Annotated in this window: 17 protein-coding genes; 7 read left to right on the forward strand and 10 right to left on the reverse strand. The window is 55.4% G+C overall.

All coding sequences use genetic code 11. The annotated features are described in order from the left end of the window. Positions 1 to 62 precede the first annotated feature (62 nt). Positions 63 to 1,514 carry an efflux transporter outer membrane subunit gene (locus ACI7M0_RS12420; RefSeq protein ID WP_129931802.1) on the forward strand — a complete coding sequence of 484 codons (1,452 nt, stop codon included), beginning with the start codon at positions 63 to 65 and terminating at the stop codon, positions 1,512 to 1,514. Between the two features lie 44 nt (positions 1,515 to 1,558). On the opposite strand, the gene ACI7M0_RS12425 is transcribed toward ACI7M0_RS12420, so the two are convergent. Beyond that, on the reverse strand, positions 1,559 to 1,960 hold the full coding sequence (locus ACI7M0_RS12425) for an ACT domain-containing protein (RefSeq protein ID WP_014590918.1): 402 nt from the start codon (positions 1,958 to 1,960) through the stop codon (positions 1,559 to 1,561). 39 nt (positions 1,961 to 1,999) lie between these two features. On the opposite strand from ACI7M0_RS12425, the gene ACI7M0_RS12430 reads away from it, so the two are divergent. Next, a complete protein-coding gene (locus tag ACI7M0_RS12430; RefSeq protein ID WP_129931801.1) occupies positions 2,000 to 2,233 on the forward strand; it encodes a hypothetical protein in 234 nt (77 codons plus the stop codon). Here the strand turns inward: ACI7M0_RS12430 and ACI7M0_RS12435 are convergent. The 7 genes from ACI7M0_RS12435 to ACI7M0_RS12465 all read right to left on the reverse strand — a co-directional run bounded on the left by ACI7M0_RS12435 (position 2,200) and on the right by ACI7M0_RS12465 (position 9,756). After that, positions 2,200 to 2,703, reverse strand: coding sequence for a CinA family protein (locus tag ACI7M0_RS12435; RefSeq protein WP_020191090.1), 504 nt, complete (start codon positions 2,701 to 2,703; stop codon positions 2,200 to 2,202). The genes ACI7M0_RS12430 and ACI7M0_RS12435 overlap by 34 nt on opposite strands. 214 nt (positions 2,704 to 2,917) lie before the next feature. Continuing rightward, the gene (locus ACI7M0_RS12440) at positions 2,918 to 3,910 is read right to left on the reverse strand and encodes a LacI family DNA-binding transcriptional regulator (protein WP_041166969.1); all 993 of its coding nucleotides are present in this window, start codon (positions 3,908 to 3,910) and stop codon (positions 2,918 to 2,920) included. A 76-nt stretch (positions 3,911 to 3,986) separates the two neighbouring features. After that, positions 3,987 to 5,489: a sucrose-6-phosphate hydrolase gene (locus ACI7M0_RS12445; RefSeq protein ID WP_129931800.1), complete on the reverse strand. Its 1,503-nt coding sequence runs from the start codon at positions 5,487 to 5,489 to the stop codon at positions 3,987 to 3,989. After that, entirely contained in the window at positions 5,486 to 6,631 is a 1,146-nt protein-coding gene (locus tag ACI7M0_RS12450; protein WP_129931799.1) for an ABC transporter ATP-binding protein, read from the reverse strand. The genes ACI7M0_RS12445 and ACI7M0_RS12450 overlap by 4 nt, the downstream gene beginning before the upstream one ends. 27 nt (positions 6,632 to 6,658) lie before the next feature. Continuing rightward, positions 6,659 to 7,501: a carbohydrate ABC transporter permease gene (locus tag ACI7M0_RS12455; protein ID WP_129931798.1), complete on the reverse strand. Its 843-nt coding sequence runs from the start codon at positions 7,499 to 7,501 to the stop codon at positions 6,659 to 6,661. After that, positions 7,498 to 8,460 carry a carbohydrate ABC transporter permease gene (locus tag ACI7M0_RS12460; protein ID WP_129931797.1) on the reverse strand — a complete coding sequence of 321 codons (963 nt, stop codon included), beginning with the start codon at positions 8,458 to 8,460 and terminating at the stop codon, positions 7,498 to 7,500. The genes ACI7M0_RS12455 and ACI7M0_RS12460 overlap by 4 nt, the downstream gene beginning before the upstream one ends. Before the next feature lie 21 nt (positions 8,461 to 8,481). After that, positions 8,482 to 9,756, reverse strand: a complete 1,275-nt coding sequence (locus ACI7M0_RS12465; protein WP_129931796.1) for an ABC transporter substrate-binding protein — start codon at positions 9,754 to 9,756, stop codon at positions 8,482 to 8,484. A gap of 169 nt (positions 9,757 to 9,925) precedes the next feature. Between ACI7M0_RS12465 and ACI7M0_RS12470 the strand changes: the two genes are divergently transcribed. From ACI7M0_RS12470 to ACI7M0_RS12490, 5 genes are all read left to right on the forward strand, one after another. Then, positions 9,926 to 11,491 carry a carbohydrate porin gene (locus ACI7M0_RS12470; RefSeq protein ID WP_129931814.1) on the forward strand — a complete coding sequence of 522 codons (1,566 nt, stop codon included), beginning with the start codon at positions 9,926 to 9,928 and terminating at the stop codon, positions 11,489 to 11,491. 160 nt (positions 11,492 to 11,651) lie between these two features. Next, the gene (locus ACI7M0_RS12475; RefSeq protein ID WP_129931795.1) at positions 11,652 to 12,560 is read left to right on the forward strand and encodes a carbohydrate kinase; all 909 of its coding nucleotides are present in this window, start codon (positions 11,652 to 11,654) and stop codon (positions 12,558 to 12,560) included. 299 nt (positions 12,561 to 12,859) lie between these two features. Then, on the forward strand, positions 12,860 to 13,591 hold the full coding sequence (locus tag ACI7M0_RS12480; protein WP_129931794.1) for a hypothetical protein: 732 nt from the start codon (positions 12,860 to 12,862) through the stop codon (positions 13,589 to 13,591). After that, positions 13,588 to 13,959 (forward strand): hypothetical protein, encoded by a 372-nt coding sequence (locus ACI7M0_RS12485; protein WP_129931793.1) that lies wholly within the window; start codon positions 13,588 to 13,590, stop codon positions 13,957 to 13,959. Before ACI7M0_RS12480 ends, ACI7M0_RS12485 begins: the two co-directional genes overlap by 4 nt. Further along, positions 13,923 to 15,530, forward strand: a complete 1,608-nt coding sequence (locus ACI7M0_RS12490) for an integrase (RefSeq protein ID WP_129931792.1) — start codon at positions 13,923 to 13,925, stop codon at positions 15,528 to 15,530. The genes ACI7M0_RS12485 and ACI7M0_RS12490 overlap by 37 nt, the downstream gene beginning before the upstream one ends. 269 nt (positions 15,531 to 15,799) lie before the next feature. Here ACI7M0_RS12490 and ACI7M0_RS12495 read toward each other — a convergent pair whose 3' ends face one another. Together ACI7M0_RS12495 and ACI7M0_RS12500 are read right to left on the reverse strand one after the other, a co-directional pair. Beyond that, positions 15,800 to 16,633, reverse strand: a complete 834-nt coding sequence (locus ACI7M0_RS12495) for an HNH endonuclease (RefSeq protein WP_129931791.1) — start codon at positions 16,631 to 16,633, stop codon at positions 15,800 to 15,802. Then, positions 16,626 to 18,257 carry an AAA family ATPase gene (locus tag ACI7M0_RS12500; protein ID WP_129931790.1) on the reverse strand — a complete coding sequence of 544 codons (1,632 nt, stop codon included), beginning with the start codon at positions 18,255 to 18,257 and terminating at the stop codon, positions 16,626 to 16,628. The genes ACI7M0_RS12495 and ACI7M0_RS12500 overlap by 8 nt, the downstream gene beginning before the upstream one ends. Between the last annotated feature and the right edge of the window lie 54 nt (positions 18,258 to 18,311).

An 18,311-nucleotide genomic window follows, 5' to 3' on the forward strand; every position in this document is an offset into this window, starting at 1 on the left:
ATTGACAGAGTGTGACCAAAATATAATATGGTCACATCTCCTCTTGGTCTATGAGAATCATCATGCTTCCCTACCGAACGATTGCTCTGCTGTTGAGCGCCAGTCTCACTGCAGGGTGCATGGTTGGCCCGGATTATAAACAGCCAGAGGTTGCGCTGGCCGATCATTACGTCGCGGATGCACAGCCGTTGACTGCAAGCGACACATCGGTCGGCAGCCTCGATGTCTGGTGGGAAGGATTTGGAGATCCTTTGTTGAGCAGGCTTGTGACCGAGGCGCTGGGGCAAAACCTGCAGTTGGCGCAGGCACAGGCCCGCGTAGCTCAGGCTCGCGCAGCACTGGGCTCAGCGACCGCGGCGCTTGTGCCGTCCGCGGGTATCAATGGTCAAGCTGCACGCTCACGGCAATCCGTTGAAACGCCATTGGGCCAGCTGCTGAACTCAACGCCTGACTATGACCGCTACGGCAACAGCTATGAACTCAATCTGCAAGCAAGCTGGGAAATCGACTTGTTTGGTGGGCTGCGGCGTGATCGGCAAGCCGCCGTCGGTGAGTACCAGGCTTCTGAGGCGGGGGCAATCGCGACGCGTCTTGCCGTTGCCGCGCAAACAGCCGATATCTACACCACCGTGAGGGGGCTGCAGGCGCGCCTGGCCATTGCTCAGAACCAGGTGCAGACACAGCAAGACCTTCTGGCCAAAGTCAACCTGCTCAACCGCAAAGGTCTGGCGCCTGACTACGAGGTTCGTCAAACCGAAGGCGAACTGTCTCAAGTCGAGGCAACCGTGCCAGTTTTGCGTGCGGGCCTGGATGCGGCTCTCAACGCCTTGGATGTCATGCTTGGCAGTGCGCCAGGTACCCACCGCGCCCAGATGGCAATCGCCTCGTCAATCCCTCAGGTGCCTGCGCTTGCGCAAATCGGCAAACCTTCCGATCTGCTCCGCCGTCGGCCCGACCTGATCGCCGCTGAGCGCAGGCTCATGGCTGCCAATGCCATGATCGGCAGTGCGATCAGTGAGTATTACCCAAAATTCTCGATAGGCGGGCTGATCGGCAGTGCGTCTACCTCTGGCGGAACATTTTTCACGGGCGATGCCAACCAATCAGCCGTATTGCTCGGCTTGAGGTGGCGACTCTTTGATTTTGGCCGCATCAACGCGCAGATAGACCAGGCCAAAGGACGTGAAGCCGAAGCCCTGGCCATCTATCGGCAGTCTGTGCTGGAGGCTTCGGAAGATGTTGAAACAGCTTTGTCTGCATTGATCAATCGGCAAGCGCAGGCACAGTCGCTCAAACGCGGTGAGGTATCCCTGGAGCAAGCACGACGTTCGTCCTTCGTAGCATTTCAGAACGGCGTAGCCAGTTTGATAGACGTTCTGAACGCAGATCAGCAGCTTCTCAGGACATCGGATTCCCGAGCAGTTGCGCAAACTGAAGCGGCGCGTGCTGCTATTGCTGCCTACCTTGCCCTGGGTGGCGGGTGGTCAACTGACTCAGATGTGGCACAGCGATGATGGGACTGCGTACATGCCTTGAGCGGTAAAGCGTCTCGACCGCTTCACTCAGAAGCCTGTGAAAGGGTGTTCAGCACCTTCATTGCTTTTTGCGCATCATCTTTACCTACGAAGACATGATCGTGGAAATAGGCTGCGATCACATTGCAGCTGATCCCTGCTTGGCCCAGAGCGGTCGAGAACGCCGCAGTCAAGCCGACTGCATCCAGGGCCGAATGGATGGTCAGGGTGATCCACGCAGCGACGAAATCAAACTTCAGCCCGAGCGTTTCTGCCCGGCTTCGCTCGATGATCAAGGTCAAGCCTTCTTTCTCCTTGAAGCTACCCACCAAGTCGTCCGGGCTCAGCCCTGCGAAGTCAGCGACGGTGCAGAAGACGTACTCACCTTCGTTGAGGATTGGGCTCATACCGCGTAATAGGGCAGAGATAGATTTTTCACCCGCCATGTCTCACCTCCAAAAAATAGTGGCAGAAGTCTGCCTGAAATGATGATCAGTGCAATGAATAATGAACATGACGGATTAGAGAAACTGATGCGCGGGATTCTGCTGAAAATCCTTTTTGCCTACTTTAAGGGCATCGCCGCACAAGTGCTCACGCAAAAGGTGGAGGAGGGTAGTCGAGGGATTCACCTGCAGTATTCGATGTCGAAAGTCGCCTCCGTGCCTGTCATTACCTGCCCCCTTCAGGCGCGCTCCCCACGAAGCCAGCGCTCGTGATAATGGATCAGGCGCGTCAGTCCATAGACGGCGCCGTCGTGCATGACTTGCGCTCGCTCACCAAAAAAACGCTGGGTACGGGTAAACACGGCTATCGGTTCGCCGGCAAAAGCCCACGCAAAGCAAAGGGTGCCGGGTAGAACCCCGGATGCTGGGTCAGGCCCGGCTACACCCGTAGTTGCGATAACGACATTGGCATCGCTGTCCTTCAACGCCCCGAGGGCCATCTCCCATGCGACTGGTTCGCTAGTCAGCCCGTACCGTTCGATGGTTTGCGCGCTTACACCTAGCAGACGCTTCTTGGCGGAGGGCGAATACACGACGTAGCCGCTTTCCAGTACCTCGCCTGTGCCTGGGAATGCCGCTAGCAGAGCGACCATGCAGCCTGCTGTGCAGGATTCGGCAGTGGTAAGTACCAGATGGTGGTCTTTGAGGTAGCCGAGCACGGCCAATACGGGATCCGTTGCCATTTTTATGTCGACTCATTGTTCTTTTGTGGTGGACGTGTCGGCCATGTAAATGGTTCACCGGTTTAGCGCAGCTTCGCCTTGTTTTTTGAGCTGAACTTTATTTCCCTCGTTGACATCACTGTAGGGAGCACCGAGCTGGGCTCCGAGGCGTTGTCATTCGTTCATGAGTGGGCCGGCGCATTGCTTCATGAGCGTCTGTCCGCTTTATTAATTCTTATAGTGATGCCCTGACCACCAACGGACAATCAACTGGCTGGGCTCCCGATACCTCGAGGGCCTGGATCAGGTGCCGGGCAGCATTGCGACCGATCTCGTAATATGGCAATTGCACGGTGGTCAGCGGTGGGATGAACAGTTCGGCGATGCCGATCATGTTGTCATAGCCGAGCACAGCGACATCGGCGGGAATCTTCAGGCCACGGCCCAACAACAGCTGATAGGCACAAAAGGCAATACGGTCATTGCCACAGATCAGAATGTCGAATTGGGGGCGACCTTCGATGATATGTCGGTCGAGGATGGCTGCGGTTTCACCGTAGGCGTCATGATCTGAAAGGTCGTATTGCAGGAGTGCGCCAGGCGCTAGGCCGAATTCCTGACAGGCACGTTGCAGGCCTTTTTGTCGCAAGCCCCAGGCCAGACTCTGTTTTGGCAGATTGATACACAGCGGGCGCCGATAGCCTTGGCTTAACGCGTGATGTACGGCTCGATACTGCCCCTTTTCGTCGTCTGGCACATAACTCACCAGGCGACTGTCATCGGTCAGGCAATTGGCGAGTACCAGTGGTTTGCTCTTCAACCGCTCGGGAATGCACACCTGGCGAAACCCCATGGCGCTGAAGATCAAGCCGTCCGGACGGTGCGACAGCATTAGGTCGATGTTCTGGTCAGTGGGCGGGTTGCTTAACAGGTTGAGGATAAAGACATTCCAGCCGGCTTGCTGCGCGGTCTGCTCAATGGACAGCAGCAGCTCGACCGCAAATGGTGTGGTCGCAGTGTCCAGCGCGAACACACCGATGGTTCGCGACTGGAGGTTGTCGCCGCGCATCCTGCGCGCCGACAGGCTCGGTACGAACTGCAGTTCATCAATGGCACGACGCACCCGCAGAAGGGTTTCGGCGCTCAGTTTTTCCGGAGTGTTGAGCGCTCGAGAAACCGTCATCAGGGACACGCCGGCCAGCTGTGCAACGTCTTTCACTGAAGTCATGTGAGGCGAAATCGGTCAGGTTGACGCCGAATCATGACACATTGCCCGGACTTCTCGCGACTCGAATGACGCTGCCTCACAGCCATCCGGAACCGAGAGACCACGCCTTGGGAATCGAGACACGCCCACCACTCCCGCTAGCCAGAAGCTTCACGCCCAGACTGTCGGGCCGCGGATAGAGGCGACTGCTGAGGCTGAAGTGCCCGTTTTCGTCGAATACCTCGATGGAGGAGCGATCGAGGAACACGCGCAGTTCAAGTCGCTCTTGTGTCGGGTCTATCGATACGCTGCGCTGGCCTGTGACTTGCGCACCCGAGCGGCTACGGTCAAGCACCAGGCGATGCAGTGATGCATCGTAGTAGAGCAGGGTTTCTTCACGGCCATCGTCGCTGCAGCGCAAGGCAATTCCCAGGTGGCCGTCGGTGCAGCCGAGCAAGTCCAGATGCACATGGATTTCGAGCATATCGCCTTTCACGTCCGGCACCCACCGGGACCCCGTCTCATCCCACCAGGGCGTACTCGGCAATGGCGTCTTGCGTAAGGCGGTGAGCTCCCGTGCCGGATACACGCAAAGGCGATCGGCGCACAGTTCAAGTTCGCGCGGTAAACCGAGCATGCCGCACCAGTGATGGTCCTGGCTCGGCATCGGGCTTTCCCACATGTCGAGCCACGCCCACACAAGGCGCCGACCATCAGCGGCCAGTAGCGTTTGCGCAGCATAGAAATCATGGCCGTTATCCAGCTCGATAAAAGGCCCTCCCGTGAAGTGCCATTCGCTATCGAGTCGGCCCACTCGATAACCCGTCTGGTACTTGTTGAGACGGTCGTAACCATCGGCTTGCATGCCTTGGGGCGAGTACAGCAGTACATCGCGCCCACTCAGTCGAAACAGATCCGGGCATTCCCACATATAGCCATCACCCTCGCTGCCGCCGGACACATAGTCAAGGAACTCCCAGACGTGCAGATCCGTGGAACGGTACAACGGCAGCAGCGGCACATCGCCCAGACGTGCGCCGGCAATCAGGTACCAATAGTCATCCTCCTGCCATACCTTGGGATCGCGAAAGTGCATGATGGTGTTGTGCGGCGCGGTGTCGATGACGGCGCCATGTTTGACGAAATGGATGCCATCGCTACTGGTTGCCAGACACTGGACTTGACGGATGAAGCGCTCGTCACCCACTTCCCCCAGCCAGGTGTGCCCGGTGTAGATCAGTGCCAGGGTATCGCCACACACCACGGCGCTACCGGAAAAACAACCGTCACGGTCGAAGTCATCGCCGGGTGCCAGTGCAATGGGCAGGTGCTGCCAATGAACCAGATCGGCACTCTTGGCGTGGCCCCAATACATCGGGCCCCATTTCGCGTCGAAGGGGTAATGCTGATAGAACACGTGATATTCGCCACGAAAGTACACGACCCCGTTAGGGTCGTTCATCCAGCCTGCCGGCGGCGCAATATGATAGCCCGGGCGATAGTCGTGGATGACGCGCGAGATCCCCTCACTCAGTGCACGCTGCGCAAGGTCAAGGGACGAAGACATCGGGTCGCTCATGGTATTCAAAGACAAGGTCATAGGGCGCGTGCTCGGACTGAACGCAGAGAAATGTCATTCGGCAGGTTTTCAATGGCTTGTGGGTGGCGCTTCAAGGCCGTGCCGTCGGCGTCGAACAGGTGCAGGTGGTCTGTGTCCAGTTGCAGTTCGACCCGATCGCCTGCCTGCCATCCGGCGTTGACCTCGCAACGACAAATCAGAAGCTCGTCCTGACCTGTTTCGAGGTGCACATACGTTTCGCTACCCAGGTACTCGACCCCCATCACGACGATGCCGGCGGTTTCTTCCGCCGCTTTGAGCGATACGTGCTCCGGGCGAATCCCCAAGCTCAGCAGCGTGCCCGCCGCCAGATCCGAGCTGTCGAAGGGCAGGGCAGTCATACCCAGAACGGGAGTATCGACCAGGCTTGTTTCGCCCGGGGCATGCAGGCGTGCCGGTAGAAAATTCATTTTCGGCGAACCGAGAAAACCGGCGACAAAGCGGCTCGCTGGGCGTTCATAGAGCTCGCGCGGTGAACCGACCTGCTCTACGCGCCCGCCATTGAGCACGATAATTTTGTCGGCCAGGGTCATTGCTTCCACCTGATCGTGGGTGACGTAGATCATGGTCGAGCCCAGTCGGTCATGCAGCCGGGCGATTTCGTTGCGCATCTGCACCCGCAAGGAAGCATCCAGGTTGGAGAGCGGCTCATCGAACAACAAGATGTCCGGTTCCCGCGCCATGGCTCTGCCCATCGCCACACGCTGACGCTGGCCGCCAGACAGTTCCTTTGGCTTGCGTTGCAGCAGGTTGTCCAATTGCAGGATCTGCGCAGTTTTCAGCACGCGCTCGCGCAGGCTGGTCTTTTCGGTCTTGGCCAGTTTGAGACCAAAGCTGATGTTGTCGTAAACGCTCATGTGTGGGTACAGCGCATATGACTGAAACACCATGCCGACGCCACGTTCGCGCGGCTCCAGGTCGTTGACCCGTCGCCCGTCGATCAGCAGGTCGCCGGCGCAGATCGAATCCAGTCCGGCGATCAGTCGCAGCAGGGTCGACTTTCCGCAGCCCGACGGGCCGACGAACACCACGAATTCACCCGCAGCGATCTCCAGGTTGATGTCGCGAAGAATCCGCACGCCACCCAGTTGTTTGTTCACGTTGTCCAGTTTCAATTTGATCACGATGCTGTTCCTTGTATTTGTTGGGCATCAACCCTTTAACGCGCCGGCAGTGAGACCGGAAACGATTCGGCGCTGGAAGATCAGCACCAGAATCACCAGTGGGACGGTGACCAGCACCGATGCGGCCATCAACAGCCCCCAAGGCAGCTCATGGGGGCTGCCGCCGGAAATCAAGGCGATGGCGACCGGCACCGTGCGTTGGGTGTCGGTGAGGGTGAAGGTCAGGGCAAACAGGAACTCGTTCCACGCTGCGATGAAGGCCAATAAACCGGTGGTGGCCAGGGCGGGCCAGAGCAGCGGCAACAGCACGCGGGTCAGCGTGACCCAGGGCGAAGCACCATCCATGATTGCCGCTTCTTCCAGTTCATGGGGCAATTGCCCCATGAACGTGGTCAGCACCCAGACGGTGAAGGGCAGGGTGAAAATCGTGTAGCTCAGGATCAACGCCCAGGACGTGTTGTACAGGCCCAGGGCGCGAACCACTTCGAACAGCCCCGACAGCACCGCGACCTGGGGAAACATGGAGACGCCAAGGACCATCATCAATACTGTCCCACGCCCACGGAATTTCACCCGGCCCAAGGCATAGGCAGCGGTCAGGCTGAGGAACAGCGCCAGCGTCACCACGCACAGCGCAACCACCAGCGAATTACCAATTGCCCGCAGGAATGAGGCTTGGTGAAGTACCGCCGCATAATTGGAGAAGTCGGGGTTTTCGATCCAGTAGCTCACCTCGAACAAGGCGCTGGACGGCTTCAGCGAAGTCACGATGGCGTAGTAGAAAGGGAAGACCGCATACAGCAGCAAAACTCCGATCAGACACCAGAATCCGAGGCGCAACAGCGATTTTTTCAGTAGGCGCTGGCTCATGATCGAACCTCCATTTGACGGCGTCCGAGGTAGAGATAAAGCATGGCGATTACCGCAACCACCAGAAACAGCAGAGTCGAGGCCGCGCTGCCGTAGCCAACATCCTGGAACTCCACCAGGTGTTGGCGGGCATAGACCGACATGCTGATGGTGCTAGAAGAATTTGAGGTCAGCACATAGATGACGTCGAATACCCGCAGGGAATCGAGGATGCGGAAGATCGCGGCCACCAACAATGCAGGCATCAACAGGGGAAGCGTGACACGCCAGAACACTTTCAGCGGATGAATGCCATCAACCCTGGCGGCTTCGTAGCAATCACTCGGCAACATCTGCAAGGCCGCCAGCATCAGCAGCGTGACAAAAGGAACGGTCTTCCACACGTCGACGATGATCACTGCCCACATCGACAGATCCGCATCTGCCGTCCAGGCCAGAGGAGCGTCAATCAGGCCGAGACTCAGCATCAGGTGATTGATGATGCCGAATTGGTCGTTCAGCATCCATGACCATATCTTCGCCGAGACAATGGTCGGAATCGCCCAGGGAATCAGAATCAACGCACGCACCAGGGAACGGCCGGTGAACTGGATGTTCAACAGAAACGCCACCAACAGCCCAAGGATGACTTCCAGTCCCACCGAAACCACAGTGAAATACAACGTGTTGCGCACAGCGTTCCACCATTGTGGATCGACCAGGATGCCCGACCAGTTGGAACCGTCGTGGAACAGGTAATTGCTCAAGCCTACGAAGGAACCGCCACTGCTGTCCGCCAGACTGGCATCGGTCAGGCTGAACCAGAATGTGCGCAGCAGCGGCCATGCCGCCACCAGGGTCAGACACAGCAACATCGGTGTCAGAAATAGCCAGGCGGCGCGTACTCGGCGACTCTGTATGGGCGTTTCCCTGGTGAGCAGGCGCTCGTCACAGGAGGCATGGGTAGTAGAGACAGGCATGGTAATTTTCTTCCTTGTGGCCTACCAGTTCCGGCGTTTGATGCGTGTGAGCTCGCTTTCCAGTTCGGCCAGCGCCTGTTCGACGGGCAACTCGCCTGCCAGCACGCCGTGCACTCGATCGAAGAACGCATTGGAGACCCGTGGATAGCGAGCGGCAGTGATTGAAGCGGGGCGCATGACCCCGTCGTTGAGAATGCTGTGCAGCTGAGCGTAATAAGGCATAGCCGCGAGCAGCTCGGGATCTCGATACAGCGACTCGATAACCGGGTTATAGGCGCCTATCAGGGCACGATGTTTTTGCTGCTGGGCACTGGTCAGGTAGCTCACCAGCTCGGCGGCAAGTTTGGGATGGGCGCTGTAGCGCGATATCGCCAGGCCCCAGCCTCCGAGGGTGGATGCATGGCTGCCGGCCTCGCCGCCGCGGGGCAGGGGAGCGACCCCGACCTTGTCCTTTACGGCGCTGTCCTGGCTTTGCACCAAGGCCCAGACATAAGGCCAGTTGCGCATAAACAGCGCATTGCCCGACTGGAATACGCCGCGTCCTTCTTCCTCGGTGTAATTGAGCACGCCACGCGGGGAGATGTCGCCTACCCAGCTTTTGGCCAGGGTCAACGCCGCTCTTGAGGCCTGGCTGTTGACCACGATGTCGCCTCGTGGATTGACCAGTCCGCCGTCCGGTTGGCTGCTGATCCATTCCAGCGCGTTACACGTCAGGCCTTCGTAGGCACGCCCTTGAAAGATGTACCCCCAGGCGTTGGCGTTGCCGGCATTGCGCTCGGCCTGTTGTACATCCTTGGCGGTTGCGGTCATTTCCTCCCAAGTCTGGGGGACTTGTTTGTTGTATTTCTCGAGCAAGTCCTTGCGGTAATACAGCAGGCCCGAGTCGGTGAACCACGGCATCGTCACCAGCCGTCCGTTCACCGTGGCGTTGTCCACCTGCGCCTGGAAGTAGCCTTGGGTTGCATCGGCGGGCAGCACCTCGCGCAAATCCAGCAGATGCTTGGCCAGCATCCCCGGCCACACCATGTCGATCTGAATGATGTCGATGTCGCTGGACTGCGCACTGAGGATCTGTTGATAGAACGACAACCGCTCGGTTGCCGAGTTAGGCGTGGACACCACCTCGACGTGATTGCCGGTCTGTTGAGACCACGCCTCGACGGCCTCTTTGCACAGTTGTAATTCCGCGCCCACCGCACCGCAGGAAATCGTCAGATTGCCTGCGCTGGAGAGGGATGGAAGCCCGGCGCAAAGGGCAAGCAGTGCTGCTGGAAAGAGTGATTTGAGCTGTTTCATAAAGCCCTCTTTATTTTTGTTTTTAGAAAAGTTAACGTTAACATCGCCAAATGTAGCAGCGTATTTGCGATGAGGCATCCTTTTTTTCGTGGATTTTGACAATCAACATTTCACGAAAAAAGAGGCCGGTCGCAGGACAAAAAATAAAAACAAAACAGGAAATCCCCCCATGCAGAAAGCATCAAGCTGGGTACTCGCAGGCGTACTCGGCACCTCGGCGGCCAACGCTCAGGCCGCGACTCTGGAAGAGCGCATGGCCGCGTTTGAAGCCCGTGCCGCCGCTGCGGAAAAACGTGCAGCCGCCGCCGAACAACAAACCCAGGCGCTCGCCAGGGAACTGCAGCAGCTCAAACAGTCCACTGCCGCCTTGCAGCCTGCTGCATCCACTGCGACAACCACTGTGACGCCCAGTTTGGATACGCGGTTGGCAAAACTCGAAGCCCGTCAGCAAAGCATGGAGAAGGAGGGCAGTACCGGGCACCTCACCGACGGGTTCAGCTTCAAGGGTTACGCCCGCTCCGGATTGCTGATCAACGATGGGCTGGGGGGCGGGCGGGGCGGTCCTTATACAACGCCTGCCGGTTCAGTCGGTGGCGCAGTCGGGCGACTGGGTAATGAAGACGATACTTACATGCGTATAGACCTGTCGAAAGAAGCCTATGCGCAGAACGGCACCCATTCCAAATTCACGGTTTCCATTGCCGATGGCGTGGAAAGCTCCAATGACTGGACGGCCGCTGAAAGTAACCTGAACGTACGCCAGGTATTTGCGGAACTCGATAATCTCGCCGCATTCAAGGGCAATTCGATGTTCGAGAACGCCACCCTGTGGGCAGGCAAGCGATTCGACAGGGACAACTTCGATATCCATTGGTTGGACTCGGACGTCGTCTTTCTGGCCGGCACCGGGGGTGGTATCTACGACGTACAGATGAACAAGAACTGGCGCTCGAATTACTCGTTGATCGGGCGTAACTACGGGGATTTCAGCGAGGACGGTCTCAATGCCGATGTGGAAAGCTACATCCTCACCTCCAACCAGTTCTTCGATGATGGTCAGTGGCAGTGGATGTTCAATGGCATTGGCTCAAAGAAAAACGACTTTGGCACTCGCACCAATGAAGCGGGCCTGAAGCCTGCGGACTCCGGCTTGCACAGCATGCTGGCCAACCACCAGAAAAACTTTTTCGGCAGGGAAGGCTTCTTCAAAACGGCGCTGCTCTATGGGCAAGGTCTGGGGGCAGAGGTCAAGAACATCGGCTCAGATGGCGAACTCATAGACGATGCCCGCGCTCTGCGTCTGGCACTTTACGGTGAGACATCCATTGCGCCCGACTGGCGTATCGGCCCCAGCGTGCTGGCCGAACAGAGCAAGGATAGATACGTCGAGGGTGACGACTACCGCTGGCTGACCCTGAATGTGCGCTTGGCCAATAAAATCAACAGAAATTTCGAGATGGCCTACGAAATAAGCTGGCAAACCATGAACCTGGACCCGAAGGACTATCTACAACGTAGTGCGGTCGACGGTAACTTTTGGAAATTCACTGTCGCCCCGACATTCAAACCTGAGGTTGGAGATCTTCTTACGCGTCCTGAATTGCGAGTGTTCGCAAGCTTCATGAACTGGTCTTCGGATCTGGACAGGTTCAGTACCACAGACTCCTTTGGCATGACGGACTTCGAAGCCAGAGGTGTATGGCAGTACGGTATACAAATGGAAACCTGGTTTTAATGTTTGAACGCGCGCGGCCAATATCTGCTTTGAGGTTGGCTATGAGAACTTCACTAACCTCAACAAACCCTGCCTTTCATCAAAGCGCACTGAGTAAGTGATTACCGGTCGAATCTGATCAGCCAGCAGTTCCCTACGACAAAAAAATGAGGAAATGACGATGGTATTGCCTCGCGCAGTAGTGTTTGGTGAAGCCCTGATCGATCTTGTCCAAGGCACTCCTGGACAGTGGATGGGCTACCCGGGTGGTGCTCCCTGGAACGTTGCACGAGCGCTAAGTCGCTTGGGTGTCAGCAGCGCTTTTGCTGGGTCGGTGAGCATGGATTCACTGGGTGACGAGATCGTTTCGCAGTCGGAAGCGGCAGCATTGGATATGAGGTTTATCCAACGGGTAGACCGAGATCCTTTGGTCGCCATCATTCCATCGAGCCGTCCTCCAAGGTACTTTTTTGCTGGAGATGGCGATCTGTTTTTTGATCCGGATCTGATGCCAGAAGGATGGATCAACCAGGCAGAGCTGTGTCATTTCAGTTGCATCAGTTTGGCTCGACAGCCACTTGCAGACAGGCTGGTTAAAATTGCTCAGCAGGCCAAAGAAGTCGGTAAACGGATTAGCTATGATCCGAACTGGCGCAATTTAATGGATAGTCATTATCGGGAGCAGACCTTCCCTAAGATGACCACTCTTGCTGACATGGTTAAGCTTTCCGACGAAGACCTTCGGCAAATTTATCCAGGGCTGACAGAACACCAGGCAATAGATGAGCTTCGCGCTCTTAATCCTCAGGCGCAGATCCTTTTTACTCGAGGGGAACACGGGATGATTCTCCATACCCCGGACAGCCAGCTCGAACAGCCGGCGATTGCCGTGAAGGTGGAGGACACGGTTGGAGCAGGAGACGCTTGTATGGCTGGTTGGCTGGCGGCGGAGCTGCTGGGGATCGCGGACTTGAGAGAGCGCCTGCAATTTTCAGCGGCTTGCGCATCCATATCTTGCCGCCATGCCGGAGCCCATGCTCCAGCGTTAGCTGATGTGGAAGGTTTGCTGCAACTGCTAAAACATACTTGATCAGGGTTGCTGGCGCCGAGGAGTCGTCTAAGTAAAAAGACGCGGCGCCGAATCCGAGGGAGCTGTCTGTTTCCAGTAACCCACGCCCCCCTCCCAACCCCATGATCCCGTTATAACTGCCCCGCTTATTTCACTAACCACCGATTTTTTCATACACAAAATTCACAGAGGTTCGTGAAACAAAAATTAAGTCGATTGCTTGATAATCAATAGCTTAAAAACCTGTGATTTTTCCATCTTGCGATGGCTTAAAACCGTGCTAAACCTAACGCATTTGATCCTCATTGAGGAAGATGCCGATGGTCTATGTCGGAGCGTTCGTCAGTCATGGAAATGATACTGAGCTTTGCCTAGTCATCGGCGAGGTGTCGAAGGATAGCCGCGTCAGGTTGCGTAAATGGAGCAACGGCGGGGTCAGGACAGCGAAGGAAAGCGACATCACCGTCATTCCTGCGCAGGACGCGATCCTGCGCTTGCAGGCCTTATTGGTCGTTGATACTCCTGCAGGCACCATCGACCGTCTAGAGGGTCAGCAAGACCTGATAGCCGCAGCGTATGACTACATTTCGGGCTTCAATCAAACACACCCTCATGAACCTACTGCTCCGACTTCAATCCCTCCACTCTCTGCGGCCCCCAAAGCAACCAAATTCCGCGCTCAACCCAACTCATCTGTTGCTGTCCGAGCGGCAAAACCGTCAAGAAAGAGCGATTTGAGCCAAGGCGCTTCTGCATACGAGCTCCACGCGCATAAGCAAGATTTAATCAGAGAGGGTGTGATCACCCAAATGGTGACTTCAAACCTGGTAATTTCTCCGGACGGCCACGTTGAAGTGCTGGGTTCTAAAGTCGACCTGTACAGGTTGATTCAAATCTACTGTGCTACGGCAGGTGTGACAGCGCCCACGAAGTCGTTGGTGTTGCGGCGCATTCAAAGCATCCAAGCGTTTGTCACGCAAGCCGGCGCAGAGCAAACGGGTCTCAGTAGTCCGCGCAAACTCTTGTTTGACATTAAGGGTATGGAGCCGTGAGCAATCAGATCCGTATTGCAGATCTTGTTACGGTAGACGAGGTCAGTGAAGCACTCGATGCGAAATCCAGGAGTATAGCCACTAAGGCCATAAAGTCTGGAGACGACGGTGGGGATGAAAGCGCCACACTTTCGTTAATCCATAGGGCAGGTGCCGAGGCGGAAATTGAATCGGCGGTGCAAACGCCGACGATCTACGAAGTTATTTCTTACGACCTCAACAGTAATACCTGTAGAGTTAAATCAAAAATAGGCACCGAAGTGGTTCGCACCGTCTCCATGTCAAATGTCATAAAAGGTGATAGTTTTTTCAGCAGGCCGCTACCGAGGCATTGGCCTCCCATCGTGAACATGGTTTTGGGGCGCTGAGCGAAGATGAACCAATACCAGTAACAGAGGCGAGCAGCGCAGCTGAAGTCGAGGCGAAAAGGCGTACAGAAATCATCGCGAAGCATTGCGCAAAAGTCGATCCGCTCCCCAAAAGCCAGGCGTTAGAGGAGCTAGGCGTCGGTGAGACAGTTTTTTATAAAATCAAGCGAATCTACAAAGCCAACCCCCATTGGCGGGCGCAATTAGCTGGGCGTGATGGTCGCCGCCCAGGTGAAAAACGAATAGATCCTGAAGGAGATGAGATCATCTTCGACGTTTTCAAGACTCATCGCAAAGGATATGGGGCGAACGACGCAGAGGCGATAGACGAAATTGAACTGCAGTGCAAAGACCGAAACAAGCGTCCGCCATCACGCACAACGGTTTGGCGGCGTTGGCATGAATTGAGCGCGCGTGACCGCCTTAAGGCTACCGATGGGCCTGAAGCGGCCCAGGCAAAATTCGGCCATTACCAGACACCTACCGTGGGAGAGTTCTATCCGGGGAGGATCAATGACATCGATCACACGCCGCTAGATTGCCATGGAATGGATTCGGAAACGGGTATGGGTTTAGGAATGGCTCATTTAACACTTGTCCGTGATCGAGACACTGAGGGGCTGATGGGCTTCGCGCTTCTCTACGGCGCTCCCAAGCGCGCATGTATATCGGCGGCGATCTACATGGCCTTGCGCCCGAAGACTGACTTGTTGGCGAAGCACGGAATGTCCCACCCGCATTGGCCTCTCTATGGCAAACCTGGTCAATATGTCGTCGATCATGGGTCAGACCTAATGGCCGAGAGCTTCCGCCTCGCCTGTGAGGTGGAGGAAATTGTGCACATCCCACGCTTACGTCCCCCGTCAGGGGGTGGGATTGAGCGCGCTCTTGGAGTGTTGAACAGGCGTCTTTCTCAAACATTAGATGGTGGTACTGCCTCGGCGACCAAGAAGGGGCCGGGTTATGCGTCTGATAAGAAGGCTGTCTACACCCTTGAGGCACTGACTGCCATTATCATTGCATGGATGTGCAAGTTTAATAACCGAAAAGGCCGTGATGGTTTGTCGCCCAATCAACGTTTTGAGCGCAAGTATGGCTTGCACGACGGCGTCGTTGTTTTGCCTCCAATGGTTTCAAATCCAGAGCGGTTTGTAATCGACATTCTACAGGGGCATGAAGTTACTGTTGCGCGTAATGGTGTTGTCACTAGGGATTTGGTGTACGAATTTGGCCCATTCAAAAAGATCGTGGGCGAAAAAATCTATATAAAAGTTTACCCTAACAATCTGCATAGAATATGGGGGAGATTGGGAAATGAGTGGCACGCACTCTGGCTCGTAAACGAGCAAACACAGCCGCTCACTTTGGCTGAGCAAAAACTGATATTGAAGTCTCGCTTTGCTGATGAAGATTCAGATCGGAAACGTCTGGATGCGCAAGAACAGCTTAATCGCGTCAAGCAAGAGGGTAAAGTTCAGGCCAGGGCCATCAGGAGGGCGCAGGAGGACGTCGCGCAGTTTTATTTTTTTGCTTTTATTGGGTTGACATTCAAAAAATATACAGGAGTGTGATGTGCATAACAAGGTATGGCCCGTTTGTTGGATGTCGTCAGTTTTTTTTTCAAGTGGCCACCTTCGAACTCATCTTCACGACAAGCTGAGAGAGCCGGAGCAGGCTGTCATTTTTGAGGCGCTTTCGAGTCAGTAGTCAGGGGGCGTAGAAGGGCGCTTTGAGTACAGCGGAGGGGCTAAGAGCTTGCGAAAATCACCGTTGCTGAGGGGCTGGTGAGCAACGGCGTGCGTTAGCCGCAGCGGGTGGTGCTCCCGCTGCGATTCTAAGGTCAAGCAGGGGGAATTACGATGGGGCTTTCAGAGATGTACCGTAGCGCAGCTTGGTTCCTGGTCAGGCCGTGTATGAAACAAGACCGCCACCCATTCATAGAAGAATCTGATTCTTCCTCGATTCCTTGCCAGCGCTGCAAATCCCTGATCATGGCATTGATGTCGGTTGTATCATTGAAGTACACGTGGGGCTTACGGATGATGGCAGCCCATAGATTACGGATCTCTCCGTCGAAACCCGCGGGGACAATGATGTTTTCGATATGCCACTTGGCCGTTACAAGCTCAGCTCCCGTGACATCGAAAGGGACTGCATTGACCTCAGGCGCTTCCCAGGGAGGCGAGATTTCGATGAGCATGATTCTGCGTTCAGCGAAGGCATCGAAGTAAGGGTGCACGGGCCTTTCGCCGTCGAGATCACCTTTTGTGCGGTTGCCTCTCTTTGTATTGCAGTTGTAGCACGCAGGCACCAAGTTTTTCGAGTAAAACGAAAACTCAGCGTAGAAGCTCTTGGGGAGGTAGTGATCGAGCGTGGCAATACCTCGTCCTCCGCATACCGGGCATGCGCCGGCCAGGGAGGTTCTCAGTTGTGCAATAAAACCCAAGGCCACGGGTGGGCTGGTGTAGAGATGTTGCAAATGGGCTTTCGTACCCTCGAATTGCTGATCGATGTCTACGACCCACGGATTTCCACAGCCTCGATCATATTCCTCAAACCGGTTTCTCATTGCTGGCATCTGCGCAACGATGGCTTGTGCGTTATCGGACTTGGACGCTTCGAGTAACTGCAGATTCTCGATGTCATTGACAACGGGTAATGGGATCTTACGCATTGTCGCCTTCCATTTTCTTACGGAGCAGCATCAGGGCCTCCGTGCTCAGCTCACCTGAGTACTTTTTCAAAGCTTCAGTGAATGTGCTGCTCTGATTTTTTGCGTGGGTGACAAGTTCTTCGTAGAGGTGTTGGGGCAGGTCGTCGCCAAACACCTCATCAGAAATGGAGGCTACGTTCGCGCCCAGTGTCTGGAGGCGAGGGTGGCTGACATTAATGACACCCTCGGAATCCCACATTACATGGACTTGAGCACTCTGGACTTCGCGCACAACGAAGGGAGAGTGAGTCGCTATGATCGCGATCGATTTCGTCGCTTCCAGGATTTTATTAAGTGTGCGCATAAACCTCGAGATGAGGTTCGGATGCAAGAAGTTCTCAGGCTCATCGATAACGAATGCCGAGGATGGGCCAGCGTTTGACAGGGCTATCAAACAGAAATTAACGAAAGACTGTTGCCCCAGGCTCAGCGTGCGTTCGTTATTGTACGCGTCGACAAATTTGATGGGGCGGGAATGATCGACCCGTGCAACCTGCTCGAGTTGGCTGAACTCGCCGCCCTTCATCCAGTCCTCGAGATTGACATGGCTGTCACGTTTTTGTGCGTTTGGTTGATCGTTGTTTGAGCTCTTAACGGGAATGTAGAGTTGGAGACTCGGGAACTCGTAGGTGATGACCTCTCTGAAAATTTCCAGTGATCTGGACATAGGGCCTACGCTTCTCGCAACATCCACCAGTAGCTGGGTCATAGGTACGGAGTCGTACTTTTTGGGCGTAGCGGGGTTAAACGTGAAAATCCGGGCACGCCCCATGCCTTCTTCGGACGCCGGGGTAAACTGGCGGCGGGATGAGGTGTGGATGAAGGCTAGAACCTGATTGAGGTCTGGGCGATTGGTGATCGCTACGTGCTGGCTTTTCGTATCTGCTAGGCCACGTGCAAGCTTGGCAAGTGAAGCCGTTTTTCCTGATCCGTTCTGTCCAATGATGACCGAGATTCGTCCCCGGAAGAAATTTGATTGGTCAAAAAGAAAGTCAAAGGTCACTTTCGGCCCTTTCCCTTTCAATTCGGCACTGAACGTCTGCCGAGCGTCTGCTGCCCTGATGCTCAGTCCTTGGATAATCCTCTTCGCTCGGCGATAGGCGAAATATGCTTCGCTCGATCGGATGAAGCCCAGCGAAAACTCGGAAGAAGATGTGAAGCCTTGCCAAGGAACTAAAAATGTAGAGCTGACTGCAACATCTTGTGCGGCAGTCAAGAGCTCTTTAGCTCGTTTGGAGCCAAATCGATTGTACAGAATGTTGTAAGACTTGCTGTCACTTAGCAACGTTCTGAATGGAGCTTTGATTGAGCGTGCATCAGCTGATTCTTCACCCTGAAGTGTAATGCTCAAAAATTCAGACAGGTTCTTTACTTCTTGAATTGCGCAATGGCCGTCAAGAATTTCGTATTCACCTTCGCTTATTTTGAAGGCGATTGTGCAGCCCATTTTGAAAATGCTGTCTTTCCGGTATTTGTTTTTAGGTAAGATGTAGATGTCTGCAGATTCTGTGTCGTCTTCTTCGAATGTCTGATGTGCGAAGCGAACTGTGATCAGGTCTTTCGGGGCTGGCTGTTTTGACTTCATGTTCGATTTTCGTTACGCGATAGGAATTTTTGGGCACGACTCTGGGAGCTGCGC

Source organism: Pseudomonas sp. 10(2024), from assembly GCF_045164175.1.
Lineage (GTDB): Bacteria > Pseudomonadota > Gammaproteobacteria > Pseudomonadales > Pseudomonadaceae > Aquipseudomonas > Aquipseudomonas alloputida.

What these genes read in the sequence shown, in the direction of transcription:
- ACI7M0_RS12480 (WP_129931794.1), top strand. Translation starts at nt 12,860, where the DNA reads ATGGTCTATGTCGGAGCGTTCGTCAGTCATGGAAATGATACTGAGCTT.
- ACI7M0_RS12500 (WP_129931790.1), bottom strand. Translation starts at nt 18,257, where the DNA reads ATGAAGTCAAAACAGCCAGCCCCGAAAGACCTGATCACAGTTCGCTTC.
- ACI7M0_RS12470 (WP_129931814.1), top strand. Translation starts at nt 9,926, where the DNA reads ATGCAGAAAGCATCAAGCTGGGTACTCGCAGGCGTACTCGGCACCTCG.
- ACI7M0_RS12440 (WP_041166969.1), bottom strand. Translation starts at nt 3,910, where the DNA reads ATGACTTCAGTGAAAGACGTTGCACAGCTGGCCGGCGTGTCCCTGATG.
- ACI7M0_RS12430 (WP_129931801.1), top strand. Translation starts at nt 2,000, where the DNA reads ATGATGATCAGTGCAATGAATAATGAACATGACGGATTAGAGAAACTG.
- ACI7M0_RS12420 (WP_129931802.1), top strand. Translation starts at nt 63, where the DNA reads ATGCTTCCCTACCGAACGATTGCTCTGCTGTTGAGCGCCAGTCTCACT.
- ACI7M0_RS12460 (WP_129931797.1), bottom strand. Translation starts at nt 8,460, where the DNA reads ATGCCTGTCTCTACTACCCATGCCTCCTGTGACGAGCGCCTGCTCACC.
- ACI7M0_RS12445 (WP_129931800.1), bottom strand. Translation starts at nt 5,489, where the DNA reads ATGACCTTGTCTTTGAATACCATGAGCGACCCGATGTCTTCGTCCCTT.
- ACI7M0_RS12495 (WP_129931791.1), bottom strand. Translation starts at nt 16,633, where the DNA reads ATGCGTAAGATCCCATTACCCGTTGTCAATGACATCGAGAATCTGCAG.
- ACI7M0_RS12435 (WP_020191090.1), bottom strand. Translation starts at nt 2,703, where the DNA reads ATGGCAACGGATCCCGTATTGGCCGTGCTCGGCTACCTCAAAGACCAC.
- ACI7M0_RS12475 (WP_129931795.1), top strand. Translation starts at nt 11,652, where the DNA reads ATGGTATTGCCTCGCGCAGTAGTGTTTGGTGAAGCCCTGATCGATCTT.
- ACI7M0_RS12455 (WP_129931798.1), bottom strand. Translation starts at nt 7,501, where the DNA reads ATGAGCCAGCGCCTACTGAAAAAATCGCTGTTGCGCCTCGGATTCTGG.
- ACI7M0_RS12425 (WP_014590918.1), bottom strand. Translation starts at nt 1,960, where the DNA reads ATGGCGGGTGAAAAATCTATCTCTGCCCTATTACGCGGTATGAGCCCA.
- ACI7M0_RS12465 (WP_129931796.1), bottom strand. Translation starts at nt 9,756, where the DNA reads ATGAAACAGCTCAAATCACTCTTTCCAGCAGCACTGCTTGCCCTTTGC.